This window comes from Roseibium sp. RKSG952, assembly GCF_009711355.1.
Window position 1 is genome coordinate 62,879 of record NZ_SMMF01000943.1, and the last position, 17,475, is coordinate 80,353.

16 protein-coding genes are annotated in these 17,475 nt (G+C 57.6%); 9 read left to right on the forward strand and 7 right to left on the reverse strand.

What is annotated here, in order from left to right:
• Positions 1 to 67: 67 nt before the first annotated feature.
• Both E1297_RS29425 and E1297_RS29430 read right to left on the reverse strand, forming a co-directional pair.
• Positions 68 to 1,789, reverse strand: a complete 1,722-nt coding sequence (locus tag E1297_RS29425) for a DUF882 domain-containing protein (protein WP_155144580.1) — start codon at positions 1,787 to 1,789, stop codon at positions 68 to 70.
• Between the two features lie 288 nt (positions 1,790 to 2,077).
• Complete coding sequence (locus E1297_RS29430; RefSeq protein WP_155144542.1) at positions 2,078 to 3,625, reverse strand: sigma-54 dependent transcriptional regulator; 1,548 nt, start codon at positions 3,623 to 3,625, stop codon at positions 2,078 to 2,080.
• A gap of 206 nt (positions 3,626 to 3,831) precedes the next feature.
• On the opposite strand from E1297_RS29430, the gene E1297_RS29435 reads away from it, so the two are divergent.
• The 8 genes from E1297_RS29435 (at position 3,832) to E1297_RS29470 (ending at position 12,272) form a co-directional block, all read left to right on the forward strand.
• Positions 3,832 to 5,652 (forward strand): M3 family oligoendopeptidase, encoded by a 1,821-nt coding sequence (locus E1297_RS29435; protein WP_155144544.1) that lies wholly within the window; start codon positions 3,832 to 3,834, stop codon positions 5,650 to 5,652.
• Between the two features lie 6 nt (positions 5,653 to 5,658).
• Positions 5,659 to 6,588, forward strand: coding sequence for a DUF3445 domain-containing protein (locus E1297_RS29440; protein WP_155144546.1), 930 nt, complete (start codon positions 5,659 to 5,661; stop codon positions 6,586 to 6,588).
• A gap of 47 nt (positions 6,589 to 6,635) precedes the next feature.
• Positions 6,636 to 8,009 carry an AarF/ABC1/UbiB kinase family protein gene (locus E1297_RS29445; RefSeq protein WP_155144548.1) on the forward strand — a complete coding sequence of 458 codons (1,374 nt, stop codon included), beginning with the start codon at positions 6,636 to 6,638 and terminating at the stop codon, positions 8,007 to 8,009.
• Between the two features lie 121 nt (positions 8,010 to 8,130).
• Entirely contained in the window at positions 8,131 to 8,415 is a 285-nt protein-coding gene (locus E1297_RS29450) for an aa3-type cytochrome c oxidase subunit IV (RefSeq protein WP_155144550.1), read from the forward strand.
• A gap of 65 nt (positions 8,416 to 8,480) precedes the next feature.
• Positions 8,481 to 9,620, forward strand: coding sequence for a Re/Si-specific NAD(P)(+) transhydrogenase subunit alpha (locus E1297_RS29455; protein ID WP_155144551.1), 1,140 nt, complete (start codon positions 8,481 to 8,483; stop codon positions 9,618 to 9,620).
• 11 nt (positions 9,621 to 9,631) lie between these two features.
• Positions 9,632 to 10,108 carry a proton-translocating transhydrogenase family protein gene (locus tag E1297_RS29460; RefSeq protein ID WP_155144552.1) on the forward strand — a complete coding sequence of 159 codons (477 nt, stop codon included), beginning with the start codon at positions 9,632 to 9,634 and terminating at the stop codon, positions 10,106 to 10,108.
• A gap of 12 nt (positions 10,109 to 10,120) precedes the next feature.
• Positions 10,121 to 11,515, forward strand: coding sequence for an NAD(P)(+) transhydrogenase (Re/Si-specific) subunit beta (locus E1297_RS29465; protein ID WP_155144553.1), 1,395 nt, complete (start codon positions 10,121 to 10,123; stop codon positions 11,513 to 11,515).
• Positions 11,516 to 11,600: 85 nt separating this feature from the next.
• Positions 11,601 to 12,272, forward strand: a complete 672-nt coding sequence (locus E1297_RS29470) for a pseudouridine synthase (protein ID WP_155144554.1) — start codon at positions 11,601 to 11,603, stop codon at positions 12,270 to 12,272.
• Here the strand turns inward: E1297_RS29470 and E1297_RS29475 are convergent, their stop codons facing one another.
• Positions 12,273 to 13,145 (reverse strand): tetratricopeptide repeat protein, encoded by an 873-nt coding sequence (locus tag E1297_RS29475; RefSeq protein WP_155144555.1) that lies wholly within the window; start codon positions 13,143 to 13,145, stop codon positions 12,273 to 12,275.
• A 138-nt stretch (positions 13,146 to 13,283) separates the two neighbouring features.
• Complete coding sequence (gene rpsU / locus E1297_RS29480) at positions 13,284 to 13,511, reverse strand: 30S ribosomal protein S21 (RefSeq protein WP_368669725.1); 228 nt, start codon at positions 13,509 to 13,511, stop codon at positions 13,284 to 13,286.
• A gap of 354 nt (positions 13,512 to 13,865) precedes the next feature.
• Between rpsU and E1297_RS29485 the strand changes: the two genes are divergently transcribed.
• A complete protein-coding gene (locus E1297_RS29485) occupies positions 13,866 to 15,260 on the forward strand; it encodes an MATE family efflux transporter (RefSeq protein ID WP_155144556.1) in 1,395 nt (464 codons plus the stop codon).
• A 23-nt stretch (positions 15,261 to 15,283) separates the two neighbouring features.
• Here E1297_RS29485 and E1297_RS29490 read toward each other — a convergent pair whose 3' ends face one another.
• From E1297_RS29490 to E1297_RS29500, 3 genes are all read right to left on the reverse strand, one after another.
• On the reverse strand, positions 15,284 to 16,375 hold the full coding sequence (locus E1297_RS29490; RefSeq protein ID WP_155144557.1) for a 5-(carboxyamino)imidazole ribonucleotide synthase: 1,092 nt from the start codon (positions 16,373 to 16,375) through the stop codon (positions 15,284 to 15,286).
• A 37-nt stretch (positions 16,376 to 16,412) separates the two neighbouring features.
• Positions 16,413 to 16,901, reverse strand: coding sequence for a 5-(carboxyamino)imidazole ribonucleotide mutase (purE, locus tag E1297_RS29495; RefSeq protein WP_155144558.1), 489 nt, complete (start codon positions 16,899 to 16,901; stop codon positions 16,413 to 16,415).
• Between the two features lie 93 nt (positions 16,902 to 16,994).
• Positions 16,995 to 17,201, reverse strand: a complete 207-nt coding sequence (locus E1297_RS29500) for a YdcH family protein (RefSeq protein WP_155144559.1) — start codon at positions 17,199 to 17,201, stop codon at positions 16,995 to 16,997.
• Positions 17,202 to 17,475 lie beyond the last annotated feature (274 nt).

Sequence of the window (17,475 nt, forward strand, 5' to 3'; positions counted from 1 at the left end):
CAGTTGATCAAAGAGCGGCCGTCGGCCGCTCTTTTTGTTTGTGGAAACCCGCTTCGGCCGGGTGGTGTTATCTTGCGAACGTGACCGGCAGGAGAACCACGGCTGGGCCTTCGAACCGGTCAGTCCTAAGCTCCGGGTTCGGCCGGCGCTCGAAGCCGCCTTCGAGGAAGCGGTTGGACGGCAGAATGAACCCCTGAAGCGACCGTTGGTCCGGATGCTGTAGCGACGCAAACAGCTGATTGCGTGTGGTTGCATTGGCGGACAAGAACTTGCTTTCTGATTTGTCCGGAAGCGATGCGAAGCCTGCGAGCGGATCCTTGATTTCTGCCATCGGGATACTGCCCGATACGGACGCCTCGGCCGGTCCAGCGGGGTTTAGTGGTGCCGCCGGGCTTTTGGCCATTGCGGGAACTCTTTCCAGCGTCTGGCGTGCATTCAACTCGGCCGGAATACTCGCCGGTGAGGCGTATGCGAGTGTTGCGCCAGCTGGCAGGGCTTTTTGTTTCGGTGCAGCACCCGTGGCGGCTGCAATGGCGGCAACCGGGTCGGTGAGCGGCGCAGGTGACGGTACGGGTATTTTTCTTCCTGCCTGTGCATTGTCAGCTGCAGCCTGAAGCGATGCCGTCAGCAATTGCCGTGAGGGCTTGTAGCCGGGAACGGAAACAGCCTGATCAAGCCTTCCCGCAGGTGCCGGGGTCGATCCGCTTGCCTCTTCCGCAGGTTCGTCCTGCGCGAGAGCCACCAACTGTGCTTCCAGTGCCTTTTGTTGCTGCGCCGGGATTTCAGGGTCTGCAAAGCGGGACGGTTTGAAGGCCGGTGCCGCACTGGCAACAACCACCGGCGCCTGGTCGCTGGCGCTTGCCGGTGTTTCATCCGGTGTGTCCGTCATGACAGTTGCCTTGAACGTTGGAACCGGCGGGTTTTCAATGACCGGGGACGCGCTGGCGGTTGCCAGCGAACCGGCTGCAACGCGCTGATTGTTCGGACGGACTGCAGCAACCCGGCTGCGTTCGCTTCCTTCGTCACGGGACCCGAACAGGCTGGCCAGAAAGTTGCCGCCGCCCTCGTCATCATCAGCATCCCTGCTGTTCGGCCTGATTGGCTCGCTGGCATTGCGCAAGGATTGGTCTGTCGTGCGGTTGGCTCTGTTGGACGATGCAACGAGCGTCGGCTTGGACGATCTGTTTTTGCCGCTTTTAACCTCGGCAAGTGCCTGCTGGTAACGCTTGAGCGGTTTTCCGTCAGTCGGGACATGGATTGTCTTGCCGTCGGGAAACACCTTGGCAAGCTGGGAGCGTGACATGCGCGGCCAGTGACGGACACTCCCTGTATCCATATGCACGAAAGGCGAGCCGGAGCGCGGATAATAGCCGACACCACCAACATGCTTTCGCAGCCCGGCAGCCCTCAGTTTGGCCAGGTTGACGCCGGGGATGTAAAAGTCCATCGCCCTGCCGAACGTGTGCTGGCTTTTCTTTGCAACACCGCTGGAGCGTTTGCGCAGCATGTTGTTTGTCGCAGGTGAGCGATAGCTGGAGACGACGTAGATATAGTCCTTGGCGCGAACTTCCTGATAAACCTCCCAGACAAGGTCGAGGAGTTCCGGGTCGATCTTGGTGATTTCGTTGCGCCGCCAGTCGCGCAGGAAGCGGTTCGCTTCCCGCAAACCGGAGGGAATGTAGCGGCCGTTTTTCTTGAAGGTTACGCTGACCCGTTCCTTCGTATGGGTGTTGTAGAGCTTGAGGGTGCGCGTCTCGGCCTTGGCCGCGAGGCTCCAGGCGACAGACATGATCCCGCACAAAAGTGTCAGGACTACAAGCCGATGCAGTCCGTTGACGGCACCGTATCCAACTGACCGTTTACGCAATAATCTGTCTCGCCATAATTCAAGATGGCCCCAAGCCAACCCCATGCTCCCCAGCAGGACCCCAAGACTATCCGGTTGGAGGTTAAGAACTCTTTACCTTGTTTTCGTTTGCTTTGAAATCGTGGCAGAATTGCAACGAGATTACCTCAGAGTCAGAATCTTCGTCAAAATTTGCCTAACAATTGTCAAATTTCTCGGCATTGAGCCAAATCATGCCGCCGCGCCGCTGCCGCCTTCCTCGTCAAGACCGTATTCCTTGAGCTTCCTGTAAAGTGTTGACCGGCCTATCCCGAGGCGCTTTGCAACCTCTGTCATGCGGCCCGAATAGTGTTCGATGGCGGCGCGGATCAGTTCCTCTTCGACATCAACGAGTTTACGGACATGACCTTCCGCATCGAGGTTTCGCATGAAACCAAAGGGGACACCTTGTTCAAACGCTGTTGATACCGCGTTCTCTGGCGCATTTCCGTCTCTGACAACACCGGGCTCGTGGTTGGGCTGATTGTCTTCCTTCGGCGTTAACGGATTTGGTGCACGGACGGAGTGCTTGTCCGGTGTCTGTCCGGTTGCCGCAGCCACTTGCGGAAAATCGTCCGGCGCCAGTTGTGCCCCGTCGCACAGCACCACAGCCCGGAATACCGCGTTCTCCAGTTGCCGGATGTTTCCCGGCCAATGGTAACTTTGCAGCATTCCGACGGTTTCCGGTGTGATGCTGGCAACTTGCGGCTTGCCTTCTTCGGCTGCAAAGCGTGCAAGAAAGTGGCGTGCGAGGGCCGGGATATCTTCCCTGCGGTCGCGCAAGGGGGGGATCCAGATCGGAAAGACGTTCAGCCGGTAGTAAAGGTCCTCGCGGAACTTGCCTTCCTTGACCTGATCGATCAGGCGTCTGTTGGTGGCCGAAATCAGACGGAAATCGACCTTGATCGGGCGTTTGGCACCGATTGGGTCAATTTCGTTCTCCTGTAGTGCCCGCAGCAGCTTGACCTGAGCATCCTGAGGCAGTTCGCCAACCTCATCGAGGAAAAGGGTTCCGCCATGCGCCTCCTGAAACTTTCCGATGTGTTTGTCGGCTGCGCCGGTAAAGGCCCCTTTTTCATGTCCGAACAAAATGGATTCGACCAGATTTTCAGGAATCGCCCCGCAATTTACGGTTACCAACGGCTTTGATTTGCGGTCTCCGGCTCCCTGTATGGCGCTGGCGATCAGCTCCTTGCCGACCCCGCTTTCACCCTCGATCAGGATCGGAATATTGGAAGACGCGGCGCGTTTGCCGAGATCTATCACCCGCTCCATCGCCGGAGAATGGGTGATGATGTCTGCAAAGGTCAGCGTACCCGACGCTTTCTTGCGAAACCGGACAATCTCGTCCTCCAGAGCGGAGGTCTTCAGGAGATTGCGGATCGAGACATTGAGGCGTTCGGGCGCAACGGGCTTTACGACAAAATCCTGCGCACCTGCATTCATTGCCGAAACAACAGTTTCGATACCGCCATGGGCTGTCTGGACAATGACAGGGGTCGTGATCCGGTGTTGGCGAAGCTGGGTCAACACACCGATGCCGTCGACTTCCGGCATAACCATGTCGAGGATGATCAGGTCAATTTCGGATCCTTCGGGACCCGTCATGATCTTCAAGGCCTCCGCGCCATCCTCAGCTGTTCTCGGGTGATGGCCAAACTTGCGCACCGCCTCCTGCAACAGGCGGCGCTGAATGGGGTCATCATCGACGACCAGGATCTTGCTGCTCGAAAACTGCATGGAATGCCTCACCAAGAGCTTGATAGTGTATCATTTCGGGCCATCTTGTTCGAGGACAGGTAAACAAATCGTCCTGGCGACTGCCAAATCTCAATAACTTAATGATTGCGGACGGTCATCGCGGACGCCTAAAACCGTTAATGAACCAGCTGAGCCGCAAGGGCGGCAGGCTGGATGTTGCAATTTGATGTCCTATGGAGTTTTCGATGCTCAAAACCGAAATTGCCTACGCTGCGGCAGATGCGGCTTCCAAGCAACTCGGTGACCTGCCCGAATGGAACCTGACGGACCTTTATGCGTCCATGGACGCCAAGGAGGTTTCCGCAGACCTGGCGTCTGCGCAAGAGCGCGCGAAATCTTTCGAAACCGCCTACAAGGGATCGCTGGCGGATTTGGCCGCAAGCAACGTCGCAGGCCTGGTCACGGCAGTGCGTGCCTATGAAGACCTTCAGGACCTGCTCGGGAAACTGATTTCGTTCGCGGGTCTTGTTTACGCGGGAAACACCACGGAAGCTGCTGCCCAGAAGTTTTATGGTGACGTGCAGGAACGCATCACGGCGGCGAGCACGCATCTGTTGTTCTTCGAGCTGGAGTTCAACCGCATCGACGATGCCGTGATCGAGACGGCTTTGGAAAACGAAGCACTGGCCCATTACAGGCCATGGATTGTGGACCTTCGCAAGGACAAGCCCTACCAGCTCGAAGACCGTGTGGAACAGCTGTTTCATGAAAAGTCGGTGACCGGGCGTGGAGCGTGGAACCGCTTGTTCGATGAAACCATCGCCAGTTTGAAGTTTCAGATCGACGGTGAAACGCTCGGGTTGGAGCCGACGCTCAACCTGTTGCAGGATCAGTCTCCGGTAAAGCGTCAGAAGGCGTTTGAAGCTCTCAATACGACGTTTTCGGAAAACCTCCGGATTTTTACGCTGGTGACCAACACGCTCGCCAAGGACAAGGAAATTTCCGACCGCTGGCGCAAGTTCGAGGACATCGCAGACAGCCGCCACCTGGCCAACCGGGTCGAACGGGAGGTTGTGGATGCAATGGTCGAGGCGGTGCAGGCAGCCTATCCAAAACTGTCCCATCGCTACTATGCTTTGAAGGCCAAATGGCTTGGCATGGATCAGCTCAACACCTGGGATCGCAATGCGCCGCTTCCCGATGCCGACAATCGTGTGATCCCCTGGCTGGAAGCCAAGGAAACGGTGCTGGGGGCCTATGACCGGTTCTCACCGGATATGGCCGAGATCGCCGGCCGGTTTTTCGACCGCAACTGGATCGACGCCCCGGCACGTCCTGGCAAGGCGCCGGGTGCCTTTGCCCATCCAACCGTTCCAAGTGCGCACCCTTATGTTCTTGTGAACTATCAGGGCAAGACCCGGGACGTGATGACCTTGGCGCATGAGCTTGGCCACGGCGTTCACCAGGTGCTGGCAGCTCCCAATGGTCCGTTGATGGCACCAACGCCCCTGACCCTTGCCGAGACTGCGAGCGTGTTTGGCGAAATGCTGACATTCCGGTCCCTGCTCGGCAAGGCGGAAACGCGAGAGATCCGCAAGACGATGCTTGCCTCCAAGGCCGAGGACATGATCAACACCGTGGTCAGGCAGGTCGCCTTCTACTCGTTCGAGCGCAAATTGCACACCGAGCGGAAAAAGGGCGAATTGACGTCGGGCCAGATCGGTGAACTCTGGCTGTCCGTTCAGGCTGAAAGTCTGGGCCCTGCGATCAAGTTGAACGAGGGCTACGAGACCTTCTGGGCCTACATTCCGCACTTCATCCATTCTCCTTTCTATGTCTACGCATATGCTTTTGGCGATTGCCTCGTGAATTCGCTATATGCCGTCTATGAGGAGGCCGAGACCGGATTTCAGGATAAGTATTTCGATCTGCTGCGCGCAGGCGGCACCAAGCATCACTCCGAATTGCTTGCTCCGTTTGGATTGGACGCCAGCGATCCGGCTTTCTGGAGCAAGGGATTGTCGGTGGTCGAACGCCTGATCGACGAGCTCGAACAGATGGAGTAGGGGCGTTTGAACGGCTCCGGTATTGCACCTCCTTTTGTTCATACTCCCTATGATGGCTCTAGCCACCTGTTTTCCGTTGGGCTTCGCCCGATCGGATTTGAGAGTTGGCTCGAGCCGGACGCGTTGCTGGCCGCACACCTCCTGCGCAAGCAAGAATTGTTTGCACAGCAGTTTGAAAAAGTCTTTCAGGCCGAACCCGGGACGGCTGACGCTCAACATGAAGCGCTTTGTCTGATCGTCGATAATCTGCGCCGGTTTCATGAAAGAACACATCGGATTGGCCCGGATCATGTCTGGATTGCCGGGCGGGGTGAAGCCGTCGCGCTGACTGGCGCCGCTCCGCTGTTGATTGCGTCCTGTCTGGTTCAGGAGGATCTCGTTTTGATGCGGGCTGGCCCGGAGGGATACCGGCTTGCCGCCGCAAGCTTGTGTTTTCCCTCCTCCTGGTCACTTGCCGAGAAGTTCGGGCAGTCCATGCCTGCCATTCATGAAACTGTGCCCGGTTTCAATTCCGGCCGGATGGGGCGTGTTGTTGGCAAGCTGTTTGAAAACCTGAAACACGACCAGCTGGTCTGCCGGTACAACTGGGCGCTATACGATGATGCGGAACTGCATCATCCCGAGCCGAAGCAGTTGACCTCTTCGGCCAGTGAGACCGGAACGGATCTCCTTGCCGGGCTGTTCATTCGGGTTGAGCGCCAGACGCTGCGCCGATTGCCCGTGTCCGGCGACATCCTTTTTACGATCAAGGTACATCACGATCCGTTGGCCCTGCTTGAAAAAGTGCCCGAACGGTCCGCGATTGCCGCTGGTTTGCGGCAACAATTGCTGGCACTTGAACCGGATCAGCTCGCCTACAAGGGACTTGCCATGCAGAGGGACCGTTTGGCAGACCAGCTCAACAGGGTGGCCAATGGTGCGGGAATGACTAGTTAATGTGCTGAAAATCGGGTGACTTGAATTTACGGGATACAGCAAAGCGCATGGCACAAGATCGCGAGAGCAACCGGTTTACGGCACGAGTTGGCCGATATGCCCGGGTCGGGACGAATGTTGGCGGGATTGCCGCGAAGGTGGCTGGTGCACGCTTTCTCGGGTTTGACATCGACGCGGAAAAAAACGCAGCAGAGTTGGCAGCCGCCCTTGGGGGGCTGAAGGGACCGCTGATGAAGGTGGCGCAGTTGTTGTCGACCATTCCGGATGCCTTGCCGCCCGAATACACGACAGAACTGGCTAAGCTTCAGGCCAACGCGCCCGCAATGGGCTGGGCCTTCGTGAAGCGGCGCATGCGCGCCGAGTTGGGAGCAGGCTGGGAGAAGAAATTCTCCGGGTTCGGAAAAGAACCGGCGGCTGCGGCCTCGCTCGGACAGGTGCACCGGGCGGTGTCCGTTGAAGGTGAGCCTTTGGCCTGCAAGCTGCAATACCCAGACATGGCCTCGGCGGTGGAAGCTGATCTGAAGCAGCTGCAATGGTTGTTTTCAATGCACCGGCGCATGCAGCCAGCGATCGATACGCGTGAGATCGCTAAGGAAATCAGCGCGAGGGTTCGCGAAGAGCTCGACTATGAACGCGAAGCGCGCAACATGGCCGCCTACCGGCATATGCTGGGGTCGGACCAACGGATCCGCGTTCCGCAGATTGTTGAGAGCCTGTCGACCCGGCGCTTGCTGACCATGAACTGGATGGACGGCAAGCCAATGCTGGAGTTCAAGGAGCATGGTCTCGAGCAGCGGAATCTATTGGCTTCCACCATGTTCCATGCCTGGTGGCATCCATTCAGTCACTACGGCATGATCCACGGCGATCCGCATCTTGGAAACTATACCGTGTTTGGAACCGCAAAGGACCCGGAAGGAATCAATCTCCTTGATTATGGCTGCATCCGGATTTTCCCGGCCCGTTTCGTTCAGGGGGTGGTCGATCTCTATTTCGGGCTTTTGCAGGATGACAGGGACCGTGTCGTTCATGCCTATGAAAGCTGGGGCTTCAAGAAACTGTCGCGGGAGGTGATCGATGTTTTGAACATCTGGGCACGGTTCATTTACGGGCCGCTCCTGAGCGACCGGACGCGGTCGGTCGCCGATGGGGTGAGCCCCGCAGAATATGGCCGGGGCGAGGCATTTAAGGTCCACAAGGCCCTCAAGGAGCTTGGTCCGGTCACTGTCCCCCAGGAATTTGTTTTCATGGATCGTGCGGCAATTGGTCTCGGTGGTGTTTTCCTGCATTTACGAGCAGAGCTCAATTTCTACCGGCTGTTCAACGAGCAAATTGAAAATTTCTCCTCAGAAGCCGTTTTGAAACGGCAAAAAAAGGTCCTTGTTCAAGCTGGATTGGACGGAGTCGGAGTTGCTGCATAACTCTGCACAAACCTGATCAACGCAAGGTTACGTTACGAATTAGTCATTGGGAACATTGCCGAGCACTGGCCCTTTATTGTAAGGATGACCGCCGAAGTTCGAATTTCAATCGGGGACCTAAATGTCTAACCAAACAGCTGTGCCGGCCATGGACTACAAAGAACACGAGCGGACCTATGAGGGCTTTATCAACTTTTCCAAGGTCGGCCTGTTTGCCGTCCTGAACGTTGTTCTCTGCCTTATTCTTTTCGCTTTCGGTGGCAACGCTGCCAACTTCTTCGGTTGGGTTCTCCTGATCGCAAACATCGTCGCTTCCGGGATCGGCCTTGCTCTCGGAAAGACCGGTTGGGTCCCCCCGGCAGGTGTGATGGGTTTGCTGGTCGTTGCGTGGATCCTGACCGTCTAAGCAAATAAGGGTAAAGCGGCTGCCACTCCCAGGTGGTCGTGCCCTGTTCCTCGAGGAGGCTGTCTATGAAAATTGCAGTGCCCCGCGAAAGCGACGCGGGGGAAACGCGTGTTTCTGCCACGCCCGATACAGTTAAGAAACTGGTCGGGTTTGGTGCAACGGTCATCGTTGAGAAAGGCGCGGGGACAAAATCGAGAATCCTCGACGAGGAATATGAAGCAGTGGGCGCAACAATCGGCGCCGACCCTGCTGCAACGATGGGTGAGGCCGACGTTGTCTTGAAAGTTCGCCGCCCCAATGCGGATGAACTCAAGGCGATGAAAAAAGGGGCCATGGTGATTGCAACCATGGATCCCTATGGCAATGAAGCTGAAGTCAAGGCCATGGCAGATGCCGGCGTGTCCGCATTTGCGATGGAATTCATGCCGCGCATTACCCGTGCCCAGGTCATGGACGTGTTGTCTTCGCAAGCAAACTTGGCCGGTTATCAGGCGGTGATCGACGCGTCGGCCGAGTATGATCGCGCCTTCCCGATGATGATGACTGCGGCCGGCACGGTTCCGGCGGCACGCGTGTTCATTATGGGTGCAGGTGTTGCCGGTCTTCAGGCCATTGCAACGGCCCGCCGTCTTGGCGCTGTTGTTACGGCAACCGATGTCCGCCCTGCTGCCAAGGAGCAGGTCGAATCGCTCGGCGCGAAGTTCATTGCGGTCGAGGACGAGGAGTTCAAGCAGGCTGAAACCGCTGGCGGCTACGCCAAGGAAATGTCTGACGACTACAAGAAGAAGCAGGCCGAGCTGGTTGCTGCCCACATCGCAAAACAGGACATCGTGATCACGACGGCGTTGATCCCGGGCCGTCCTGCGCCGCGGCTGGTGACCAAGGACATGCTGGCCAACATGAAGCCCGGTTCCGTTCTGGTCGACCTTGCGGTTGAGCGCGGCGGTAACGTCGAAGGGGCAAAACCCGGCAAGGTGGCGACCGTGTCGGGCGTCAAGATTGTCGGCCATCTCAACGTGCCGGGCCGGATCGGTGCGTCTGCGTCCGCACTTTATGCCAAAAACCTGAGCGCTTTTCTCGAGACGATGATCGACAAGGAAAGCAAGACGTTGGCCCCGAACTGGGACGACGAGCTGGTCACCGCAACGGTTCTGACCCGTGACGGCAAGGTGGTTCACCCCGCCTTCGCTCCGGCAGAAAGCTGAAGGGGAAAGTTATGACCGATCTCACTCAAGTTGAGGCACTCGAGCGCGCGAATGCTGCAGCAGACGCCGCCCGTGAAGCTGCCAATGCTGCACAGACCGCTGCCCAGGCAGCGCAAAGCTACGCGGATCAGATTGCTGCGGGTGGACACGATATCGCCATTCAGGCAGCGGCTTCCGCTGGCGGGGCCATCGAGCCGTTTGTGTTTCTGCTGTCCGTGTTCGTGATGGCGATATTTGTCGGCTACTACGTTGTCTGGTCGGTGACACCGGCCCTGCATACGCCGCTGATGGCCGTGACCAACGCCATTTCGTCAGTGATTGTCGTCGGGGCACTTCTTGCCGTCGGCGTTGATCTGACCTCCGGCGACGGGGCCATCATGGCCCGGATCTTCGGTTTCCTCGCACTGATCATGGCCAGCGTGAACATTTTCGGAGGGTTCCTCGTGACCAGCCGGATGCTCGCCATGTACAAGAAGAAACAGCGGTAAGGAGTCGTCCAGATGTCAGCTAATCTCACGGCGATCCTCTACCTGATCTCCGCCGTTCTCTTCATCATGGCCCTGCGCGGCCTGTCGAGCCCGGAATCATCCCGCAAGGGAAACATGTACGGCATGGTCGGGATGGCGATTGCCATCATCACCACGCTTTTTGCAGCCGGTGTCACGGGCACAGGTCTGTTCCTCATCGTCCTTGGGCTGGCTATCGGTGGCGCCATAGGTGCCGTGATCGCTCAGCGCATTCCGATGACCGCCATGCCGCAGCTCGTCGCAGCCTTCCACTCGCTGGTCGGTTTGGCGGCCGTGTTCGTGGCGGCAAGTGCGCTTTACGCGCCGGTTGCATTCGGAATTGGCGAGCCCGGGCATATTCATGCCTCCGCGCTGATCGAAGCATCCATTGGTGCGGCGATCGGTGCCATCACCTTCACCGGTTCCATCATTGCGTTCCTGAAGCTTGATGGGCGTATGTCGGGCAAGCCGATCATGCTGCCTGGCCGGCACGCCATCAACATCGCCCTGGCGATTGCGCTGGTGGTTCTTGTGGTGGCCCTTGTTGGCACGGAAAGCTTGACCCTGTTCTGGCTGGTGGTTCTGGTTGCCCTTGTCTTCGGTATCCTGATCATCATTCCGATCGGCGGCGCGGACATGCCGGTTGTAGTCTCCATGCTCAACTCCTACTCGGGCTGGGCGGCTGCCGGTATCGGCTTCACCCTGTCCAACATGGCGCTGATCATTACTGGTGCGCTTGTCGGCTCGTCCGGTGCGATCCTGTCCTACATCATGTGTAAGGGCATGAACCGCTCGTTCATCTCGGTGATCCTCGGCGGCTTTGGCGGTGAAACCGCTGTGGCTGGCGGCGGTGACGGCGAAGAGCGTCCGGTCAAGCAGGGCGCTGCGGAAGATGCGGCCTTCATCATGAAGAACGCGTCCAAGGTGATCATTGTTCCAGGCTACGGCATGGCGGTCGCGCAGGCTCAGCATGCGCTGCGTGAAATGACCGATATGCTCAAGGAAGAAGGCGTCGAGGTGAAATACGCGATTCACCCGGTCGCCGGTCGTATGCCGGGTCACATGAACGTTCTGCTCGCAGAAGCAAGCGTGCCGTATGACGAGGTGTTCGAGCTGGAAGACATCAACTCCGAATTCTCGCAGGCAGACGTTGTCTATGTGATCGGTGCGAACGATGTGACCAACCCGGCTGCCCGTGATGATCCACAATCGTCGATCTACGGCATGCCGATCCTCGATGTCGACAAGGCGGGCACGGTTCTCTTCGTCAAGCGCGGTATGGGCTCTGGCTACGCCGGCATCCAGAACGAGCTGTTCTTCCTCGACAAGACCATGATGCTCTTTGGCGATGCGAAGAAAATGACCGAGGAAATCGTCAAGTCGATGTAACCGGCTTCATAGATCCAGGGATCGAAGGCGCGGACCAAAAGGTCCGCGCCTTTTGTTTTGAAATTGTTTCGGTATAAGCAGGCGCATGCTCAATCGTGCACCCGAACCCTTTGTCTACAGTCCGCCGCAAGACCCGTGGCTGTCCGTTGTTCATGCGGATCAGCATATGTTGCTGGTCGATAAACCCAGTGGGCTTCTGAGCGTTCCCGGGAAGGCGCCCGAACATGGCGATTGCGTTGAAGCGCGGGCCGCCACGCGGTTCAGCGATGCGCGCATCGTTCACCGGCTCGACATGGATACGTCCGGGATCATGGTGTTGGCACGGAGTGCGGCGGCTCTCCGGCATCTGGGATTGCAATTCGAGCGCCGGAAACTGGAAAAAACCTATATCGCCGAGATTTGGGGGCATCCTGTGGAAAACAGCGGGGAAATTGATCTTCCCCTGATCTGTGACTGGCCCAACCGTCCCAAGCAAATGGTGAGTTTCGAGGTCGGGAAACCGGCTTTGACGCGGTGGGAAGTTCTGGAGCGGTGCGCCAGAACCTGCCGGGTCCGGCTCTTTCCCAAAACCGGCCGCTCCCATCAGTTGCGGGTTCACATGCTGGCCCTGGGACATCCGATTATTGGGGACCGGTTCTACGCCGAAGGCGAAGCTCTGGCGGCATCCCCCCGGTTGGCTCTTCACGCTGAGAGCCTCAGCCTGCACCACCCTGAAGATGGCAAATGGGTGCGTTTTGAAACTGAGGCACCGTTTTGATCAGGACCGCCGCCCCTTGTTGAGACGGCTTAGGCCTTCGCGGGCAAGCTTGTTCGAGTTGTCCAGATTGAGTGCCTTGTTGTAGTTCCGCAAGGCGTCGGTTGGCTGTCCCATTAGTTCCAGGGCAAGCCCTCGATTGGCCCAGGCGACAGAGGAGCGCCTGTCCAGATTGACAGCAAGTGACAAGTCGGAGAACGCAGCGTTCGGGTCGTTGATCGCCAGATAGGAGATTCCCCGCGCGATGTAGGGTTCATCGGCATTCGGATTGAGACCGATAGCCGTTGCAAAATCCTCGATCGCCAGCGTGTGATTGTTTTGGGACTGGTAAATCAGGCCTCGATTGTAGAAGGCACGTGCATTTGAACTGTTGAGCGCGATCACGGTGTTGAAGTCCTGCAGGGCAGGGCCGTACTGCCCGAGCGTCCTGTACGCATTGCCCCTTCCGACCAAGGCTGCGTCATAACCGGGCCTGATATTGATCGCTCGCGTATAATCGGCGATGGCAGCTTGCTGATTGCCCATCCGGCGATAGACCAAAGCCCGGTTTGCATAGGTTTCCGCGGAACTGGGATTGAGTTGCAAGGCCCTGTTGAAGTCGTCAAGGGCGCGGTCCAGCTTGCCGGCCTGACCGTATGCGATGCCCCGGGTGTTGTAGGCATTGGCGTCGTTCGGATTGGCCTCGATCACGGTGGTGAGCGAATCAATGTTGGCGGAGGACCCGACTGCGCTATCGACAAGTGCTCCCTGATATACGCCGTTGCCGGTTTGGCAGGCTGCAAGCCAAACGGCCATTGATGAAATGGCGGCAAGTCTCAGGGCTCCCGAATGTATCGCTCGGGTTGCATTGGCTTCCAGACGATTGTTGCTTTTCATCGGGTGTCCGTGGCTTGTGATGGGGCGCGAACGCGCAAAGCCGGTCGGAAGCGACCGGCTGGAAATCAGTTAGATCATAATAAAGGGGCACGAAACTTGCGACCTCAACCTTAGGGAGGAGGCTGTGGATCGTCTTTTTCAGCGGCGGCTGGAGCGGCCCGGAACCAGACCTTCACGCTGTGCCCGCTTGCGCGCCAACTTTCGAGCCCGACGAATGGCTTCCGCCTTTTCGCGCGCTTTTTTCTCTGAAGGCTTTTCAAAATGGCCGCGAAGTTTCATTTCGCGGAACACGCCTTCCCGTTGGAGCTTTTTTTTAAGCGCTTTCAGCGCTTGATCGACATTGTTGTCGCGGACCAGAACCTGCACGCGTTTTTTCCCGTTTCCTAACAACCGCGCATGCGCAGCCAAATTGAGATCAATGATTGCAGTGAAAACGGTCGCTTACCGGATACGAGTCCCGAAAAGACGAAGTAACCCTCGATCTGGGACGCAGCAAAAAAACTACCGGCCACCACTCACACGCCGCTCACTTCGCCTTTTGGATAGCAAAAAAACGCAGTTTTGTCCACAGATTTGCGCGGTTTTTGGCCAGTCATGGCCAATCTGTGCGGTCTTGATTGGTCAAATACAGTGATGGACAGCAGCCTTGCGGAGGATTAAACCGGCAATCATGGCTGTAGATTCTTTCCTTCCAGCCGATTCCAATTCCAGGAGGCATTCATGGCCGGCGTGGCAACAGCTCCACGAGGCAGCCGCTTTTCGGCGCTTTGGAAAAGTGATGTGAAGCCGACGCTGGCGCTGGGACTCCCCCTCGCGGGAGCTCAGCTTGCCCAGATCGCCATCAACACGACCGATGTGATCATGATCGGACGGCTTGGGGCCGAGCCGCTTGCAGCCGCTGTTCTCGCTGCCAATCTCTACATCCTGACCTGGTTTTTCGGGATGGGTATTCTTCAGGCCGTCATACCGCTGGCGGCACGTGCGAGGGGGCAAAAGAATACGCGGGATTTGCGCCGTTGTGTCCGGATGGGGTTCTGGATAGTCGTTTTTTACTGTGTTCCGTTCTGGATTTTGCTGTCTTTCACAGAGGACATCCTGATTGCCTTCGGCCAGAAGCCGGATCTGGCGGCCATGGCCGGGCAATACATGGATGTGTTGATGTGGACCCTTATGCCGGCTCTCGGGATCATGGCGGTGCGTGGCTTTCTGACAGTCATGGAGCGGACCAAGGTCGTGCTTCTTGCGACGATCGCCGGGGCGATTGTGAACGGAATCATAGACTACCTGCTGATTTTCGGTGAATTCGGTTTTCCGCGCCTGGAGCTGGTTGGGGCAGGTATAGCGTCTGTTTTCAGTGCAACGCTGACGATGGTTGTGCTGTTCGTCTACGCTGCCACACACAAGAAACTGCGGCGCTACTACATTTTCGGTCGGATCTGGCGTTCCGACTGGCAAGTGTTCTTCATGATCCTGCGCCTCGGCTGGCCGATCGGCATCACGATTGTTGCGGAATCAGGCTTGTTCGTTGCCTCTTCCATTCTCATGGGCTGGATCGGAACGACGCAGCTAGCAGCGCATGGTATTGCGGTTCAGATTGCCTCGGTCACTTTCATGGTTCCGGTCGGCCTCAGTCAGGCCGCGATGACCCGTGTCGGACTTGCGGCAGGACGCAAGGATGCGCCCGGTGTCGGCCGGGCAGGCTGGTCTGCGCTAACCATTACCCTGATTTTCATGGGATGTTTTGCGGTTCTGTTCTGGACAATGCCTGATCTGCTTGTCTCGCTCTATCTCGATTTCGAGAACATCCAGTCGCACGAGGTGCTGGCTTTCGGGGCGACCTATCTGGTCGTTGCCGCGGTGTTCCAGATTGCCGACGGCGCTCAAATCATCGGCGTAAACAATTTGCGTGGTCTGGGAGATACCAAGATCCCGCTGTTTTATGCCCTCTTTGGATACTGGGTGGTCGGTATCGGATTATCGATCGGGCTCGGGTTTGGAACGGACCTTGACGGGATTGGGATCTGGTGTGGCCTTGCAGCCGGATTGGCAACCGTCGGCGTTCTGGCGAATATCCGCTTCTATCACCGCGAAAAGCTCGGGCTCCTGCGATTCTGAAGGAGCTCGAGCCGGGGCATTCGTCAGCCCCGCTGCGAGATGCGGTTCACATGACCCATCTTGCGGCCCGGACGGGGTTCGGCCTTGCCATAGAGATGAAGCCGGGCGTTCGGTTCCTGCAGGATAGACTGCCATTGGTCCGCATCGGCGCCGACCAGGTTTTCCATGACGACGTCGGAATGCCGGTCAGGAGATCCAAGCGGCCAGCCCGCAACCGCACGCATGTGCTGTTCGAACTGGGAGACAAGACAGGCATCCTGAGTCCAGTGACCTGAATTGTGAACCCGCGGCGCAATTTCGTTGACGAGCAACTCGTCGCTCGAAGCGCCCTTGATCAGGAACATTTCGACGCCCAGAACACCGACATAGTCGAGCGCAGTTGCGATCTTGACGGCAATTGCCTGAGCTTCGAGGTCGGTTTGCGGATCTACTTGAGCCGGAACGGTCGATGTTTTCAGGATATGGTTTTCGTGGACATTTTCCGTCAGTTCATAGGCTGCGCAATGGCCATCCGTATCCCTTGCGACGATAACGGACACTTCCCGGTCGAAGGGGATTAGTTGTTCAAGAACGGCTGGGGCGTTGCCGAGTTTGGCCAAGGCGCCATCGGCGTCTGCTGCGCTGCGGATCATCACCTGACCCTTGCCGTCATAGCCAAAACGCCGGGTTTTCAAAACACCTTGGTTGCCGAGTTGATCCAGAGCCTTGTCCAGATCCGCTTGACTATCCACCTGATGGTAACCGGCAAGCTTGATCCCGGCACTTGACAGAAAGTTCTTTTCAAAGAGCCTGTCCTGGGAGATCTCGAGAGCCCGTGGTCCGGGTCTGACAGGGCATCGGGAAACGAGGAACCCGGCAGTTTCGCCGGGGACGTTTTCAAACTCGTAGGTCACCACTGCACAAGTTTCGACAAACTGGCCAAGGGCTTCAGTATCGTCATAGTCAGCGATCGTGGCAGCGTCGGCAACTTCGAATGCGGGACTGTTCGGATCCGGGCAAAAGACGTGACATTTCAGGCCAAGTTCGGCGCCTGCAATCGCCAGCATCCTGCCAAGTTGTCCGCCCCCGAGAATGCCGATCATATCGCCTGGTTGAAGGCGTTTGGGTGAAGTCATTGTCTTCGTCCTTCGGATTTTGGCGATTGCAACCGGATCAGGTGCGGTCCGGACGGTCGGCTACGGCAGCTGTCCTGTCACTTCGATACGCGTCCAGCCTGCCGGCAAGGCCTTCGTCATTCAGTGCAAGTACGGCAGCTGCGAGAAGGGCGGCATTGGCAGCACCCGCCTTGCCGATGGCCAGTGTCCCGACCGGTATCCCCGCCGGCATCTGGACTATGGACAAAAGACTGTCCTCGCCGGACAAGGCCCGGCTTTCAACCGGGACGCCGAAGACGGGCAGGGGCGTCAGGGACGCGGTCATGCCAGGCAGGTGCGCCGCTCCACCTGCACCTGCGATGATGACCTTGAAACCTTCCGCCTTGGCACCCTTCGCAAATGTATACATGCGGTCGGGGGTGCGGTGCGCGGAGACGATCCGCGCGTCATGTGAGATGCCGAGCTGGTCTAAAACATCAGCTGCGTGTTTCATGGTGGGCCAGTCCGACTGACTGCCCATGATGATCGCGACATCCGCGCTGGCCATGCACTTCGCTTCCTTTTGATGGACCGGAAAGCCGCGGAGTATAGGCAGCGCGCCGTCGCGCGCAAGACCGGTTTCCGGCGGCCGAACGGCTATTTAGGCTATAATGTCCGGAAACAGTTTGTCTTCAAGGATCGAGATCCGGTCCTTGATCATCAGCTTGCGTTTTTTCAATCGCTGGAGCTGCAATGCATCCGCATTTGCCGTGGCCGCGAGTGCTTCGACGGCAACATCGAGATCACGGTGCTCCTGCCGGAGCTGCGTAAGCTCTGCCCGAAGTGCAGTTTCATCGACGCCTGACATTCAACTCCCCCGGCTGCGAACAGACACCCCTTCCTATGGCAAGCTGTTTGCCGAAGAGCAAGCCTTTGCAAAAACTGTTGTGCCTAAACCACCGGGATTTCTGCATTCGGATGCAAAAAACAATCGGCCAGAACGGAAAAACCGAGGGCTTCCGCATGCTATCCGGTGGTCTGCAGAATTTGACGGCGTACAAAGCCGGCTATGCAGAAACTGCATTCGACAAGGGCTATTTTCCTGTGGCACGATAACAGGGTTGAGCCAACAGACAGGAGGT

Excerpts from the sequence above, each read along its gene's own strand:
- E1297_RS29425 (WP_155144580.1), bottom strand. The coding sequence starts at position 1,789 with ATGTCTGTCGCCTGGAGCCTCGCGGCCAAGGCCGAGACGCGCACCCTC.
- E1297_RS29430 (WP_155144542.1), bottom strand. The coding sequence starts at position 3,625 with ATGCAGTTTTCGAGCAGCAAGATCCTGGTCGTCGATGATGACCCCATT.
- E1297_RS29435 (WP_155144544.1), top strand. The coding sequence starts at position 3,832 with ATGCTCAAAACCGAAATTGCCTACGCTGCGGCAGATGCGGCTTCCAAG.
- E1297_RS29445 (WP_155144548.1), top strand. The coding sequence starts at position 6,636 with ATGGCACAAGATCGCGAGAGCAACCGGTTTACGGCACGAGTTGGCCGA.
- E1297_RS29450 (WP_155144550.1), top strand. The coding sequence starts at position 8,131 with ATGTCTAACCAAACAGCTGTGCCGGCCATGGACTACAAAGAACACGAG.
- E1297_RS29455 (WP_155144551.1), top strand. The coding sequence starts at position 8,481 with ATGAAAATTGCAGTGCCCCGCGAAAGCGACGCGGGGGAAACGCGTGTT.
- E1297_RS29460 (WP_155144552.1), top strand. The coding sequence starts at position 9,632 with ATGACCGATCTCACTCAAGTTGAGGCACTCGAGCGCGCGAATGCTGCA.
- E1297_RS29465 (WP_155144553.1), top strand. The coding sequence starts at position 10,121 with ATGTCAGCTAATCTCACGGCGATCCTCTACCTGATCTCCGCCGTTCTC.
- E1297_RS29470 (WP_155144554.1), top strand. The coding sequence starts at position 11,601 with ATGCTCAATCGTGCACCCGAACCCTTTGTCTACAGTCCGCCGCAAGAC.
- E1297_RS29475 (WP_155144555.1), bottom strand. The coding sequence starts at position 13,145 with ATGAAAAGCAACAATCGTCTGGAAGCCAATGCAACCCGAGCGATACAT.
- E1297_RS29485 (WP_155144556.1), top strand. The coding sequence starts at position 13,866 with ATGGCCGGCGTGGCAACAGCTCCACGAGGCAGCCGCTTTTCGGCGCTT.
- E1297_RS29490 (WP_155144557.1), bottom strand. The coding sequence starts at position 16,375 with ATGACTTCACCCAAACGCCTTCAACCAGGCGATATGATCGGCATTCTC.
- purE (WP_155144558.1), bottom strand. The coding sequence starts at position 16,901 with ATGGCCAGCGCGGATGTCGCGATCATCATGGGCAGTCAGTCGGACTGG.
- E1297_RS29500 (WP_155144559.1), bottom strand. The coding sequence starts at position 17,201 with ATGTCAGGCGTCGATGAAACTGCACTTCGGGCAGAGCTTACGCAGCTC.